The organism is Enterobacter cloacae complex sp. IR53041 (genome assembly GCF_049238285.1).
GTDB lineage: Bacteria > Pseudomonadota > Gammaproteobacteria > Enterobacterales > Enterobacteriaceae > Enterobacter > Enterobacter roggenkampii.
In genome coordinates, this window is record NZ_JBMKHB010000008.1 from 65683 (window position 1) to 78160 (window position 12478).

General features: G+C 58.3%; 13 protein-coding genes. 8 read left to right on the forward strand and 5 right to left on the reverse strand.

Going from position 1 to position 12478, the window contains the following annotated elements:
- Nucleotides 1–55: 55 nt before the first annotated feature.
- Genes osmF through ACOTXF_RS08050 form a run of 4 tightly spaced genes read left to right on the forward strand, consistent with a single transcriptional unit; the run spans nt 56 to nt 3807 of the window.
- Complete coding sequence (gene osmF / locus ACOTXF_RS08035) at nt 56–973, forward strand: glycine betaine ABC transporter substrate-binding protein OsmF (RefSeq protein ID WP_232926857.1); 918 nt, start codon at nt 56–58, stop codon at nt 971–973.
- Nucleotides 974–985: 12 nt separating this feature from the next.
- Nucleotides 986–2143, forward strand: a complete 1158-nt coding sequence (locus tag ACOTXF_RS08040; protein WP_047747603.1) for an ABC transporter permease — start codon at nt 986–988, stop codon at nt 2141–2143.
- Nucleotides 2136–3086 carry an ABC transporter ATP-binding protein gene (locus tag ACOTXF_RS08045; protein WP_008500897.1) on the forward strand — a complete coding sequence of 317 codons (951 nt, stop codon included), beginning with the start codon at nt 2136–2138 and terminating at the stop codon, nt 3084–3086. The genes ACOTXF_RS08040 and ACOTXF_RS08045 overlap by 8 nt, the downstream gene beginning before the upstream one ends.
- Nucleotides 3070–3807, forward strand: coding sequence for an ABC transporter permease (locus ACOTXF_RS08050; protein ID WP_047747602.1), 738 nt, complete (start codon nt 3070–3072; stop codon nt 3805–3807). The genes ACOTXF_RS08045 and ACOTXF_RS08050 overlap by 17 nt, the downstream gene beginning before the upstream one ends.
- On the opposite strand, the gene ACOTXF_RS08055 is transcribed toward ACOTXF_RS08050, so the two are convergent.
- Nucleotides 3782–3895: a protein YohO gene (locus ACOTXF_RS08055; protein ID WP_008500895.1), complete on the reverse strand. Its 114-nt coding sequence runs from the start codon at nt 3893–3895 to the stop codon at nt 3782–3784. The genes ACOTXF_RS08050 and ACOTXF_RS08055 overlap by 26 nt on opposite strands.
- A 69-nt stretch (nt 3896–3964) precedes the next feature.
- Nucleotides 3965–4705, reverse strand: coding sequence for an HTH-type transcriptional regulator MlrA (gene mlrA, locus ACOTXF_RS08060; RefSeq protein ID WP_008500894.1), 741 nt, complete (start codon nt 4703–4705; stop codon nt 3965–3967).
- 218 nt (nt 4706–4923) lie between these two features.
- Here mlrA and ACOTXF_RS08065 point away from each other — a divergent pair, with 218 nt between their 5' ends.
- Genes ACOTXF_RS08065 through ACOTXF_RS08075 form a run of 3 tightly spaced genes read left to right on the forward strand, consistent with a single transcriptional unit; the run spans nt 4924 to nt 7839 of the window.
- Nucleotides 4924–6609 (forward strand): LytS/YhcK type 5TM receptor domain-containing protein, encoded by a 1686-nt coding sequence (locus ACOTXF_RS08065; RefSeq protein ID WP_421635259.1) that lies wholly within the window; start codon nt 4924–4926, stop codon nt 6607–6609.
- On the forward strand, nt 6603–7322 hold the full coding sequence (gene btsR, locus ACOTXF_RS08070; protein WP_047747601.1) for a two-component system response regulator BtsR: 720 nt from the start codon (nt 6603–6605) through the stop codon (nt 7320–7322). Before ACOTXF_RS08065 ends, btsR begins: the two co-directional genes overlap by 7 nt.
- Before the next feature lie 46 nt (nt 7323–7368).
- Nucleotides 7369–7839 carry a DUF1456 family protein gene (locus ACOTXF_RS08075; RefSeq protein WP_008500891.1) on the forward strand — a complete coding sequence of 157 codons (471 nt, stop codon included), beginning with the start codon at nt 7369–7371 and terminating at the stop codon, nt 7837–7839.
- A gap of 110 nt (nt 7840–7949) precedes the next feature.
- Here ACOTXF_RS08075 and metG read toward each other — a convergent pair whose 3' ends face one another.
- Nucleotides 7950–9983 (reverse strand): methionine--tRNA ligase, encoded by a 2034-nt coding sequence (metG, locus tag ACOTXF_RS08080; RefSeq protein ID WP_039025047.1) that lies wholly within the window; start codon nt 9981–9983, stop codon nt 7950–7952.
- Between the two features lie 137 nt (nt 9984–10120).
- On the opposite strand from metG, the gene apbC reads away from it, so the two are divergent.
- A complete protein-coding gene (apbC, locus tag ACOTXF_RS08085; protein WP_047747600.1) occupies nt 10121–11230 on the forward strand; it encodes an iron-sulfur cluster carrier protein ApbC in 1110 nt (369 codons plus the stop codon).
- A gap of 92 nt (nt 11231–11322) precedes the next feature.
- On the opposite strand, the gene ACOTXF_RS08090 is transcribed toward apbC, so the two are convergent.
- Entirely contained in the window at nt 11323–11808 is a 486-nt protein-coding gene (locus tag ACOTXF_RS08090) for a GNAT family N-acetyltransferase (protein ID WP_008500888.1), read from the reverse strand.
- Complete coding sequence (locus tag ACOTXF_RS08095; RefSeq protein WP_008500887.1) at nt 11753–12085, reverse strand: RcnB family protein; 333 nt, start codon at nt 12083–12085, stop codon at nt 11753–11755. Before ACOTXF_RS08095 ends, ACOTXF_RS08090 begins: the two co-directional genes overlap by 56 nt.
- Nucleotides 12086–12478 lie beyond the last annotated feature (393 nt).

Sequence of the window (12478 nt, forward strand, 5' to 3'; positions counted from 1 at the left end):
CTACGCTTTTCTCTCAAGCCTCTGAAAAAGGCAGCAAAAAAATGAGGATAGCGGAATGACGATTGCAAAGGGGATGTTGGGATCTGCGGTGTTACTGGCGGCGCTGAGCCTGCCGTTACAGGCGGCGGAGCCGGTAAAAGTGGGTTCGAAGATCGATACCGAGGGCGCGCTGCTCGGCAATATCATCTTGCAGGTGCTGGAAAGCCACGGCGTGAAAACGGTCAATAAAGTCCAGCTCGGCACCACGCCCGTCGTGCGCGGCGCGATTACCTCCGGCGAGCTGGATATCTACCCGGAATACACCGGCAACGGCGCATTCTTCTTCAAAGATGAAAACGATCCGGCATGGAAAAACGCCAAAGCCGGGTATGAGAAAGTCAAAAAACTCGACGCGGAACAGAACAAACTGGTCTGGCTGACCCCGGCACCGGCCAACAATACCTGGACTATCGCCGTGCGCAAGGACGTGGCGGAGAAAGGGAAGCTGACTACCCTGGCGGATCTCAGCCGCTACCTGAAAGAGAAGGGCGACTTTAAGCTTGCGGCGTCGGCGGAGTTTATCGAGCGTCCTGACGCGCTGCCCGTGTTTGAAAAAGCCTACGACTTCAAGCTCGACCAGGCGCAGCTTCTCTCGCTGGCGGGCGGGGATACCGCGGTGACCATCAAAGCGGCGGCACAGCAAACTTCCGGCGTGAACGCGGCCATGGCCTACGGCACCGACGGCCCGGTGGCGGCGCTTGGCCTGCAGACCCTGACCGATCCAAAAGGTGTACAGCCAATTTACGCGCCGACCCCGGTGGTGCGTGAGGTGGTGCTGAAAGCGTACCCGGACATTGCAGAATGGCTCAAACCGGTCTTCGAAAAGCTGGATGAAAAAACGCTGCAGCAGCTGAATGCCAGCATTGCCGTCGAGGGGCTGGATGCCAAAAAAGTGGCCGCCGACTTCCTGAAACAACAAGGGCTTGTGAAGTAACGGGAAAAGGCTGTGCCAATAAAATGTCATAACCGCGTCCTGCTGCTGCTGGCCTGCGTGGCCATCGCGGCGGTCGCGTTACCGTTTGTCAACGTTGCCCCAAACCGCCTGATGTCGGGGGAGGGAAAAGCGCTCTGGCAGGTCTGGTCGTTTACGCCGGGGTGGCTGGCGGCGGCGCTGGGCGCGTGGGTGATCCTGTCGCTCTGGCAGGGACGCCTGGCCCAGTGGCTGATGCTGCTTCTCTCTGAAGGGCTGTTTATTCTCCTGTTCTGGAGCGCCGGGCTGGCGGCGACGCATATGGCCTCGGCGGAAAGTCCGCTGGCGAGAACCACTATCGGCAGCGGCCTGTGGCTGTGGCTGGCGCTCTGCCTGCTGGCCTGCAGCGATGCGATTCGTCGACTCATCCCCAGCGCCGTCTGGCGATGGGTGTTCAATGCGCAGATATGGTGTATTCCTTTACTCCTGCTGTTCAGCGGTGAGCTGAACAACCTCTCGCTGTTAAAAGAGTACGCCAACCGTCAGGAGGTGTTTGATGATGCCCTCGCGCAGCACCTGACGATCCTCTTCGGTACGCTCTTTCCGGCGCTTCTGGTTGGGATCCCCCTTGGCATGTGGTGCTATCGCCATCCTTCACGCCAGGGCGGGGTTTTTACCGTGCTCAACGTTATCCAGACCATTCCTTCCGTCGCGCTGTTTGGCCTGCTGATTGCGCCGCTGGCCGGGCTGGTGAAGTCGTTTCCGGCGCTGGGAATGCTGGGAATAGCCGGAACGGGATTAACGCCCGCGCTTATCGCGCTGGTGCTGTATGCCCTGCTGCCGCTGGTGCGCGGCGTGGTCGCAGGCTTAGGCCAGGTCGCACCTGACGTGCTGGAAAGCGCCCATGCGATGGGAATGAGCGCGCGGCAGTGTTTCTGGAAAATTCAGCTGCCGCTGGCGCTGCCTCTGCTGTTGCGCAGCCTGCGGGTGGTGGCGGTCCAGACCGTCGGCATGGCGGTGATTGCGGCGCTGATTGGCGCGGGCGGCTTTGGCGCGCTGGTCTTCCAGGGGCTGCTGAGCAGTGCCCTGGATCTGGTGTTATTGGGCGTGGTGCCCACGATTGCGCTGGCGGTGGTCGTCGACGCACTGTTTGCCTTATGGCTCGCGCTGCTCGGGAGAAGAGCCAATGATTGAATTTCATGATGTCAGTAAAACCTTTGCCGGTCGCCCCGCGGCGAGCCACCTGAACCTGAACTTTGCCGAGGGGGCGTTTTCCGTGCTGATAGGCACCTCGGGGTCGGGCAAGTCCACCACGCTGAAGATGATCAACCGGCTGGTTGAGCATGACAGCGGGCTGATTCGCTTTGCCGGGGAAGAGATCCGCAGCCTGCCGGTGCTGGAGCTGCGCCGTCGGATGGGCTATGCCATACAGTCTATCGGCCTGTTTCCGCACTGGACGGTGGCGCAGAACATCGCCACCGTGCTGCAGCTGGAAAAATGGTCGCGGACGAAAATCGCCGAACGTGTTGATGAGCTGATGGCTCTGCTGGGGCTAGAGCCCGCGCTGCGCGACCGCTATCCGCACCAGCTTTCCGGCGGGCAGCAGCAGCGCGTGGGCGTGGCGCGCGCGCTGGCGGCCAACCCGCAGGTGCTGCTGATGGACGAACCCTTCGGCGCGCTGGATCCGGTCACGCGCGGCGCGCTCCAGGCGGAGATGACCCGCATTCACCGCATTCTCGGACGCACGATCGTTCTCGTGACGCACGATATTGATGAAGCCCTGCGCCTGGCCGACCATCTGGTACTGATGGATCATGGCGAAGTGGTGCAGCAGGGCTCGCCGCTTGAGCTGTTAACCTGGCCGAAGAACGACTTTGTGCGCGAGTTTTTTGGCCGCAGCGAATTGGGCGTCAGGCTGCTCTCCCTGCGAACGGTGAGCGACTATATGCGTCGGGAGGCGGCGCCGGTGAGCGGCGAACCGCTGCAGGCGCAGATGAGCCTGCGGGATGCGCTCTCCGCGTTTGTCGCGCGCCAGTGCGAAGTATTGCCCGTTTCTGATGCCCGGGGCGCGCCGTGCGGCACCTTACACTTTCGCGATCTGCTGGCCGGGGAGGTGACGCGTGAAGGCACTGCGTGATCCGCTTCTCTGGCTGGTAGCGCTCTTTGTCGGCTTACTGTTTCTGATGCCCCACAGCGCGGCGCTGTTTAACAGTCTCTTTCCCGGGCTGCCGCGGCCGGTGTATCAGCAGGAGAGCTTCATTAATCTCGCCCTGGCGCATCTCTGGCTGGTGGCGCTCTCAAGCGCCATCGCGGTTGTGCTGGGCGTGGGGGCGGGCATCGCGGTCACGCGGCCCGCGGGCCGGGAGTTTCGCCCGCTGGTGGAGACGATTGCGGCCATCGGACAGACATTTCCCCCGGTGGCGGTGCTGGCGATAGCGGTGCCGGTGATGGGCTTTGGCCAACAGCCTGCCATCATTGCGCTGATTCTGTACGGCGTATTGCCGGTGCTGCAGGGCATGCTGGCGGGCCTCGCGGCGGTACCTGCGTCCGTGCTGAGCGTGGCGGAAGGGATGGGGATGAGTCGCGGTCAGCGGCTGCGCAAGGTTGAACTGCCGCTAGCGGCACCGGTTATCATTGCCGGGATCCGCACGTCGGTCATCATTAACATTGGGACGGCGACCATTGCGTCGACGGTCGGCGCTAATACGCTGGGCACGCCGATCATTATCGGCTTAAGCGGGTTTAATACGGCGTATATTGTGCAGGGAGCGCTGCTGGTTGCGCTGGCGGCAATCGTCGTCGATCGCGCTTTTGAGCGGCTGGCGCTGTACCTCAGCCGACACCGCCGCGAACAATAAACGAGTACCCTGCCAGCATCACGCCGCCGATACCGCTTACGGCCATCAGGACAAAAAGGGTAATAATGGCCAGTTTGGTTGCCTTCATCATGTGCTCCTGTTGTTAACGGAACAATTATACGGTGAAGCGCAGCTGTTAATGAACCATTAAATGCCGTTATGGCTCATCCGGACCAAGGGAATAGACCGGGTAACCATTCTCACGCCATTCCGTCAGCAGCTGTTGCTGCGAGGCGGACGGCACTTCGCCACACCAGACCAGCAGGGTCTGGCCGTCGAAAAACTCAGGTCTGAGCTGCGCCAGCGAGTGCGCCAGAACATCCACGCGCCAGCCCTTCTGGGTGGCAATCCACGCTTCCAGCCACAGGCGGGTGGTGTCGTGTACGTTCCAGCCGACAACCAGCGCATCTTTTCCGGCTTTGTTCTTCGCTGAGGCAAGGCAGACGGCAATGTAGTTGATCAGCACGCCGTCGAGCATGCTGAGCAGCGCCTGCAGGGTGGACTGCTGGCACTGCAGGCGTCGCCGGAGCGGAATGAAAAGATGGGAGATCAGCGTCTGCGCCGGATAATCGCGACCCTGCTCTTTTATCCATCCACGCAGGCGCTGCAGGTTGCCCGCCTGCAGGAGCCGCAGCAGGGTTTCCTGTTGTTCGCGCCAGAGATGTTGCGTATCCGGGTCGTCGTGGCTCAGCAGGGACTTCACTTTCCCAACCTGCACGCCGTTGTCGATCCAGCTTTTGATTTCGCGAATGCGGTCGATATCGTCATCATTAAAAAGGCGATGCCCACCGTCGGTCCTCTGCGGTTTGAGTAATCCATACCGTCGCTGCCACGCCCGTAGGGTAACGGGATTGATATCACAAAGGAGTGCCACTTCACCGATCGTGTAAAGCGCCATATTCGCCCCCTGGCTTACGCGTCCCCAGCTTAACTGTAGACCCACTTTGCCGAACCAGGAAGAATTGATTGTTTTTTACGCAAAGAATGCGAAGCGTATGCGATATTCTGAAAAAGGTGTGATAACGGGCACGATTTTGCGCTTTTTTGGGATGCTTCAAAGAAAGTTGAGCCGCATCCGTGTATGTTACGCGTTTTTTAGCGTGTGCGGTTTTGAGTATGTACGAGTTTAACCTGGTGCTGCTGTTGCTTCAGCAGATGTGCGTGTTTCTGGTCATTGCCTGGCTGATGAGCAAAACGCGCCTGTTTATCCCGCTGATGCAGGTCACCGTCCGTCTGCCGCACAAATTCCTCTGCTACGTCGTATTTTCCATATTCTGCATTATGGGGACCTGGTTTGGTCTTCATATCGAAGACTCTATTGCCAATACGCGCGCTATCGGCGCGGTGATGGGCGGGCTGCTCGGCGGTCCCGTCGTCGGGGGGCTTGTTGGCTTAACCGGGGGGCTGCATCGCTATTCCATGGGCGGGATGACGGCGCTGAGCTGTATGATCTCCACGATCGTTGAAGGGCTTCTCGGCGGTCTGGTGCACAGCTATATGATTAAGCGCGGTCGCCCGGACAAGGTATTTAGTCCGCTGACCGCCGGTGCCATTACCTTTGTGGCCGAAATGGCGCAGATGGCGATCATTCTGCTGATTGCCCGTCCGTTTGAGGATGCGCTGCACCTGGTCAGCAGCATTGCCGCTCCGATGATGGTGACCAATACCGTGGGCGCGGCGCTGTTTATGCGCATTCTGCTCGACAAGCGCGCCATGTTTGAGAAGTACACCTCGGCCTTTTCCGCCACGGCGCTGAAGGTTGCCGCCTCGACGGAAGGGATCCTGCGCCAGGGGTTCAACGAAGAGAACAGCATGAAGGTGGCCCAGGTGCTCTACAAGGAGCTGGATATCGGCGCGGTGGCGATAACCGATCGGGAAAAGCTGCTGGCCTTTACCGGTACGGGCGACGATCACCATCTGCCGGGCAAGCCGATCTCCTCAGCCTATACGCTGCGCGCCATCGAAACCGGCGAGGTGGTGTATGCCGACGGTAACGAAGTGCCTTACCGCTGTTCGCTGCATCCCCAGTGCAAGCTGGGCTCCACGCTCGTGATTCCGCTGCGCGGCGAGAATCAGCGGGTGATGGGCACCATCAAGCTGTATGAGGCGAAAAAACGTCTGTTCAGCTCCATCAACCGCACGCTGGGGGAGGGGATCGCCCAGCTGCTGTCCGCGCAAATCCTCGCCGGGCAGTATGAGCGGCAGAAAGCCCTGCTGACGCAGTCGGAGATTAAGCTGCTGCATGCCCAGGTCAATCCGCATTTCCTGTTCAACGCCCTCAATACGCTTAAAGCGGTGATCCGCCGCGACAGCGATCAGGCCGCGCAGCTGGTGCAGTTTCTGTCGACCTTTTTCCGCAAGAACCTGAAGCGGCCGTCGGAGATCGTGACCCTCGCCGATGAGATTGAGCACGTGAATGCCTATCTGCAGATTGAGCAGGCGCGTTTCCAGTCGCGTCTGCAGGTGTCTCTCTCCGTGCCGGACGAGCTGGCGTATCAGCATCTTCCGGCCTTTACCCTGCAGCCGATTGTCGAAAACGCCATTAAGCACGGTACATCACAGCTGCTGGGAAGGGGGGAGATAACCATTGCCGCCAGCCGATTCAACCATCACCTGGTGCTGGATATTGAAGATAATGCCGGGCTTTATCAGCCTTCCGCCTCCGGCGGATTAGGGATGAGCCTGGTGGATAAACGTCTGCGCGCCCATTTTGGCGACGACTGTGGCATTACCGTCGCCTGCGAGCCCGACCGATTTACCCGTATTACCGTACGACTGCCGCTGGAGGAAAACGCATGTTAAGAGTGCTGATTGTGGATGACGAGCCGCTGGCACGGGAAAACCTGCGCGTTCTGCTGCAGGAGCAGCCGGATGTTGAGATTGTGGGGGAATGCGCCAACGCCATTGAGGCTATCGGCGCGGTGCACAAGCTGCGCCCGGACGTGCTGTTCCTCGATATTCAGATGCCCCGCATCAGCGGGCTGGAGATGGTCGGCATGCTTGACCCGGAACATCGTCCCTACATCGTGTTTCTGACGGCGTTCGACGAATATGCCGTTAAGGCCTTTGAGGAGCATGCGTTTGATTATTTACTCAAGCCGATTGAAGAGAAGCGTCTGGATAAAACGCTCAACCGTTTACGCCAGGAGCGCACCGTGCAGGACGTCACGCTGCTGGCGGAGAACCAGCAGCCGCTGAAGTTTATTCCCTGCACCGGGCACAGCCGGATCTATCTTCTGCAGATGGATGATGTGGCCTTTGTCAGCAGCCGCCTGAGCGGGGTATTTGTTACCAGCGCGGAAGGGAACGAAGGGTTTACCGAGCTGACCCTGCGCACGCTGGAGAGCCGCACGCCGCTGATTCGCTGTCACCGCCAGTACCTGGTGAATATGGCGCATCTGAAGGAGATCCGCCTGGAAGATAACGGCCAGGCCGAGCTGGTGCTGCGCGCCGGGCAAACCGTCCCGGTCAGCCGCCGCTACCTGAAGAGTTTGAAAGAGGCGATTGGGCTGTAAAGCTGGTACACTGCGCGCCATTGCATCATCGACATTCGAAGGCTCTATGCTAAGTAACGATATTCTTCGTAGCCTGCGCTACACCCTGAAAGCGAACAATAACGACATGGTGCGCATTCTTGCGCTGTCCGACATGGAATCCACGTCTGCGAGTTTTGACACGTGGATGACCAAAGAAGACGAAGAGGGGTTTGTCCGCTGTCCTGATATCATTCTGTCGGGCTTCCTGAACGGCCTGATTTACGATAAGCGCGGCAAAGATCCGGCCGCGCCAGAGCTGGCGCTGGAGCGTCGGGTGAACAACAACACGGTGCTGAAAAAGCTGCGTATCGCGTTCTCGCTGAAAACGGACGATATCGTGGCGATCATGACCGAGCAAAAATTCCGCGTATCCGTGCCGGAAGTGACCGCCATGATGCGCGCACCGGATCATAAAAACTACCGCGAGTGCGGCGACCAGTTTCTGCGTAATTTCCTGCGCGGGCTGACCCACCGGGTGCATCACCCGAAGGCGTGATGTTTAGCCGGGTGGCGGCTTCGCCTTACCCGGCCTACAAAACCCGTAGGCCCGTGCAGGCGTAGCGCCGCCGGGCAAAAAAAAGCCGGAGATAATCTCCGGCTTTTTTGTTATTTCACCTGCTGACCCGGCTTCGCGCCTTCGTCAGGGCTTAACAGGAAGATATCTTTCCCGCCAGGGCCTGCGGCCATCACCATCCCCTCAGAGATGCCGAAGCGCATTTTACGCGGCGCCAGGTTCGCCACCATCACGGTCTGACGGCCGATCAGCACCTGCGGATCCGGATAGGCAGAACGGATGCCGGAGAAGACGTTGCGCTTCTCGCCGCCCAGATCCAGCGTCAGGCGCAGCAGCTTGTCAGAGCCGTCCACAAACTCCGCGTTCTCGATCAGCGCCACGCGCAGGTCGACTTTGGCGAAATCGTCAAAGGTAATGGTTTCCTGAATCGGATCGTCCGCCAGCGGGCCGGTGACCGGTGCCGCAGCCGCCTTCACTTCTTCTTTGGATGCTTCCACCAGGGCTTCAACCTGCTTCATCTCGATGCGGTTGTACAGCGCCTTGAAGGTGTTCACCTTGTGGCCGAGCAGCGGCTGCTGAATAGCATCCCAGGTCAGTTCGGTGTTCAGGAACGCTTCAGCGCGGGCTGCCAGCTGCGGCAGAACCGGCTTCAGCCAGGTCATCAGCACGCGGAACATGTTCAGACCCATGGTGCAGATCGCCTGCAGGTCGGCGTCACGGCCTTCCTGTTTCGCGACCACCCACGGGGCCTGCTCGTCCACATAGCGGTTGGCAACGTCGGCCAGCGCCATGATTTCACGAATCGCTTTACCGAATTCACGGCTTTCCCAGGCTTCGCCAACCGCAGCGGCGGCATCGGTGAAGGTTTTATACAGCACCGGATCGGCCAGTTCGGCAGAAAGCACGCCGTCAAAGCGCTTGGCGATAAAGCCCGCGTTACGGGACGCCAGGTTCACCACCTTGTTCACGATGTCCGCGTTCACGCGCTGCACGAAATCTTCCAGGTTCAGGTCGATATCGTCGATGCGGGAAGAGAGCTTCGCGGTGTAGTAGTAGCGCAGGCTGTCCGCGTCGAAGTGGTTCAGCCAGGTGCTGGCCTTGATGAACGTCCCGCGGGACTTGGACATCTTGGCGCCGTTCACCGTCACGTAGCCGTGAACAAACAGGTTGGTTGGCTTGCGGAAGTTGCTGCCTTCCAGCATGGCCGGCCAGAACAGGCTGTGGAAGTAAACGATGTCTTTACCGATGAAGTGGTACAGCTCGGCAGTGGAGTCTTTCTTCCAGTATTCGTCGAAGCTGACGGTGTCGCCACGCTTGTCGCACAGGTTCTTGAAGGAGCCCATGTAGCCGATTGGCGCGTCCAGCCAGACGTAGAAGTATTTGCCCGGCGCGTTCGGGATTTCGAAGCCAAAGTACGGCGCATCGCGGGAGATATCCCACTGCTGCAGGCCGGATTCGAACCACTCCTGCATCTTGTTCGCTACCTGCTCCTGCAGCGCGCCGCTGCGGGTCCATGCCTGCAGCATTTCGCTGAAGGACGGCAGGTCAAAGAAGAAGTGCTCGGAGTCACGCATCACAGGCGTGGCGCCGGAAACCACGGATTTCGGCTCGATAAGCTCGGTTGGGCTGTAGGTCGCGCCGCACACTTCGCAGTTATCGCCGTACTGGTCCGGGGATTTACATTTCGGACAGGTGCCTTTGACGAAGCGGTCCGGCAGGAACATGCCTTTTTCCGGATCGTACAGCTGAGAGATGGTGCGGTTTTTGATAAAACCGTTCTCTTTCAGACGGGTGTAGATCAGCTCCGACAGCTCGCGGTTTTCGTCGCTGTGCGTGGAGTGATAGTTGTCATAGCTGATGTCAAAGCCAGCAAAATCGGTCTGATGCTCCTGACTCATTTCGGCAATCATCTGCTCCGGGGAGATCCCCAGCTGCTGTGCTTTCAGCATGATCGGCGTGCCGTGGGCATCGTCCGCACAGATGAAGTTAACCTCGTGGCCGCGCATTCGCTGGTAACGGACCCAGACATCAGCCTGGATATGCTCCAGCATGTGGCCGAGGTGGATTGAGCCGTTGGCGTACGGCAGTGCGCACGTTACCAGAATTTTCTTCGCGACTTGAGTCATAGTAGGCATTACTTCTTTTAACTGTGAAAAGGGTTTTTGATATTACCAAAAGGGGCATTATTAAGTAAGCACAAACCACGGCCTTTCAGGTAAACTTGTTCATCTAAGGTCTTATTCACAAGAACAAAGGAGTCGGGATGAGTTCTCAATCCCAGGCCAAATCACCGGAAGCCTTACGAGCAATGGTCGCCGGGACGCTGGCTAACTTTCAGCATCCAACCCTGAAGCACAATCTCACTACGCTGAAAGCGTTACACCACGTTGCCTGGCTGGACGACACGCTGCACGTTGAGCTGCAGATGCCGTTCGTCTGGACCAGCGCCTTTGACGCGCTGAAAGAGCAGACCAGCGCCGAGCTGCTGCGCATTACCGGCGCGAAGGCGATCGACTGGAAGCTGAGCCACAGCATCGCCACGCTGAAGCGCGTGAAAAACCAGCCTGGCGTCAACGGCGTGAAAAACATCATTGCCGTCAGCTCGGGCAAGGGCGGGGTGGGGAAATCCTCTACCGCCGTAAACCTGGCGCTGGCGCTGGCAGCGGAAGGGGCAAAGGTCGGTATTCTGGATGCTGACATCTACGGTCCGTCTATTCCAAATATGTTAGGCGCGGAAAACCAGCGTCCAACCTCACCGGACGGCACCCACATGGCACCGATCATGGCGCACGGTCTGGCGACCAACTCCATCGGTTACCTGGTGACTGACGATAACGCCATGGTCTGGCGCGGCCCGATGGCCAGCAAAGCGCTGCTGCAGATGCTGCAGGAGACGATGTGGCCGGAGCTGGATTATCTGGTGCTGGACATGCCGCCGGGGACCGGTGACATCCAGCTCACGCTGGCGCAGAACATTCCGGTGACGGGTGCCGTTGTGGTGACCACGCCGCAGGATATCGCGCTGATCGACGCCAAAAAAGGCATCGTGATGTTCGAGAAGGTGGAAGTGCCGGTGCTCGGTATCGTTGAGAACATGAGCATGCACATCTGCAGCAACTGCGGTCACCACGAACCTATCTTCGGTACGGGCGGGGCAGAAAAACTGGCTGCGAAGTATCACACCCAACTGCTGGGACAGATGCCGCTGCACATTACCCTGCGTGAAGATCTGGACAGCGGCAAGCCGACGGTCGTCAGCCGTCCGGACAGCGAATTTGCAGAGATGTATCGTCAGCTGGCGGGACGCGTTGCGGCGCAGCTTTACTGGCAGGGCGAAGTCATCCCGGGCGAAATCGCGTTCCGCGCGGTGTAATACCTCTTCGCTTAGTGCCGGGTGGCGGCTTCGCCTTACCCGGCCTACGAAATACGGTTTTGTAGGTCAGGTAAGCGAAGCGCCACCTGACTTTACCCAAGCCGATAGTGCATCAAATAATACTCTCCCTCCGGAGAATCCCCCGTCGCCTCAATGTGCCAGCCGTGCCGCTGGTAAAACGCGACAGCCCGCGCATTCTTCACCAGACACTTAAGCGAACCTGTACTGGTAAACGTCTTCTGCACCTGTTCCAGAAGCATTTTCCCGACGCCGTGGCTTTGATACTGCGGGTCAACAAAGAGGTTGTGCAGAAAATTATCGTTCGCCCAGACGGAGGCAAAGCCCAGGCGATGGCCGTTCTGCGTGGCAACCCAAATCACTTCGTCACGGGTGGCCGCGTCAAAGTCTTCAAGCTGCCAGTCTGAACTGTCCAGCCATGGCCAGGCCTCACGCCGGGCGTGGAGAAAGAGCGTGCGCAGGAAAGGACGATCGCTTTCCTGCCAGGGGCGGATCAGAATGGTCTTAGCGGTGATAGAAAATATCTCCGTTATAGGCTTTGTAGATTTTGCCGTCCGCATCGCCGATCAGCACGTAGTTCTCGCCCATGTAGGTCCAGTGGGTTCCGGCATCCGGGGCCGGCAGGTTACGCAGCTGGTACTGTTTGATGGTGTACTCCGGCGTTTGATACTGCGCCGGCGCCGTGTCGCCAATCTTGAATTTCGTGAAGTCAGCGATGAACTCTTGTTCTTCATAGGCCTTGATGCCGGAGGGTGCAGCGGCCGTTTGCGGGGCAGAGAATGCGGATCCCGCCAGAGACAGTAATACACCCAGAAGCAGCAGTTTACGCTTAGCCATTTTTTCTCCAGTGATATCGTTACAGATACTTTTCGTCTGCGGGACGTCGAAAGCGAAGCAGACAGTCCATTTTAAGTATCAACGCAGGGTATGTTTGAAAAAAAATGTAACAAAAGTGGACGGTTTTGTGTAGCCCAATTGCGTGATGTTTATCAGTGTCGGGAATATTGTCGATGCATTATATTTTTAATATTTATCATTTCATTAATTAATTCTGAAAATAACTTTCCATATCAAAGTTAGAAAGCGAGGCGAATGCTTTCTCTCTGAAGAGCATTTAATATTGCCTCCGGATGAAGCGTGCTGACATCCGTTTTTTTAACCAGGTCGAGTATAGGATCTGTTTTTTAAAGCGCGGGTGAGGTGTGTTTTATAAGGGCAGGAAGTTCATCT

Excerpts from the sequence above, each read along its gene's own strand:
- ACOTXF_RS08090 (WP_008500888.1), bottom strand. The coding sequence starts at position 11,808 with ATGCGGACGGCAAAATCTACAAAGCCTATAACGGAGATATTTTCTATC.
- metG (WP_039025047.1), bottom strand. The coding sequence starts at position 9,983 with ATGACTCAAGTCGCGAAGAAAATTCTGGTAACGTGCGCACTGCCGTAC.
- apbC (WP_047747600.1), top strand. The coding sequence starts at position 10,121 with ATGAGTTCTCAATCCCAGGCCAAATCACCGGAAGCCTTACGAGCAATG.
- ACOTXF_RS08055 (WP_008500895.1), bottom strand. The coding sequence starts at position 3,895 with ATGAAGGCAACCAAACTGGCCATTATTACCCTTTTTGTCCTGATGGCC.
- ACOTXF_RS08045 (WP_008500897.1), top strand. The coding sequence starts at position 2,136 with ATGATTGAATTTCATGATGTCAGTAAAACCTTTGCCGGTCGCCCCGCG.
- mlrA (WP_008500894.1), bottom strand. The coding sequence starts at position 4,705 with ATGGCGCTTTACACGATCGGTGAAGTGGCACTCCTTTGTGATATCAAT.
- ACOTXF_RS08095 (WP_008500887.1), bottom strand. The coding sequence starts at position 12,085 with ATGGCTAAGCGTAAACTGCTGCTTCTGGGTGTATTACTGTCTCTGGCG.
- ACOTXF_RS08075 (WP_008500891.1), top strand. The coding sequence starts at position 7,369 with ATGCTAAGTAACGATATTCTTCGTAGCCTGCGCTACACCCTGAAAGCG.
- ACOTXF_RS08065 (WP_421635259.1), top strand. The coding sequence starts at position 4,924 with ATGTACGAGTTTAACCTGGTGCTGCTGTTGCTTCAGCAGATGTGCGTG.
- osmF (WP_232926857.1), top strand. The coding sequence starts at position 56 with ATGACGATTGCAAAGGGGATGTTGGGATCTGCGGTGTTACTGGCGGCG.
- btsR (WP_047747601.1), top strand. The coding sequence starts at position 6,603 with ATGTTAAGAGTGCTGATTGTGGATGACGAGCCGCTGGCACGGGAAAAC.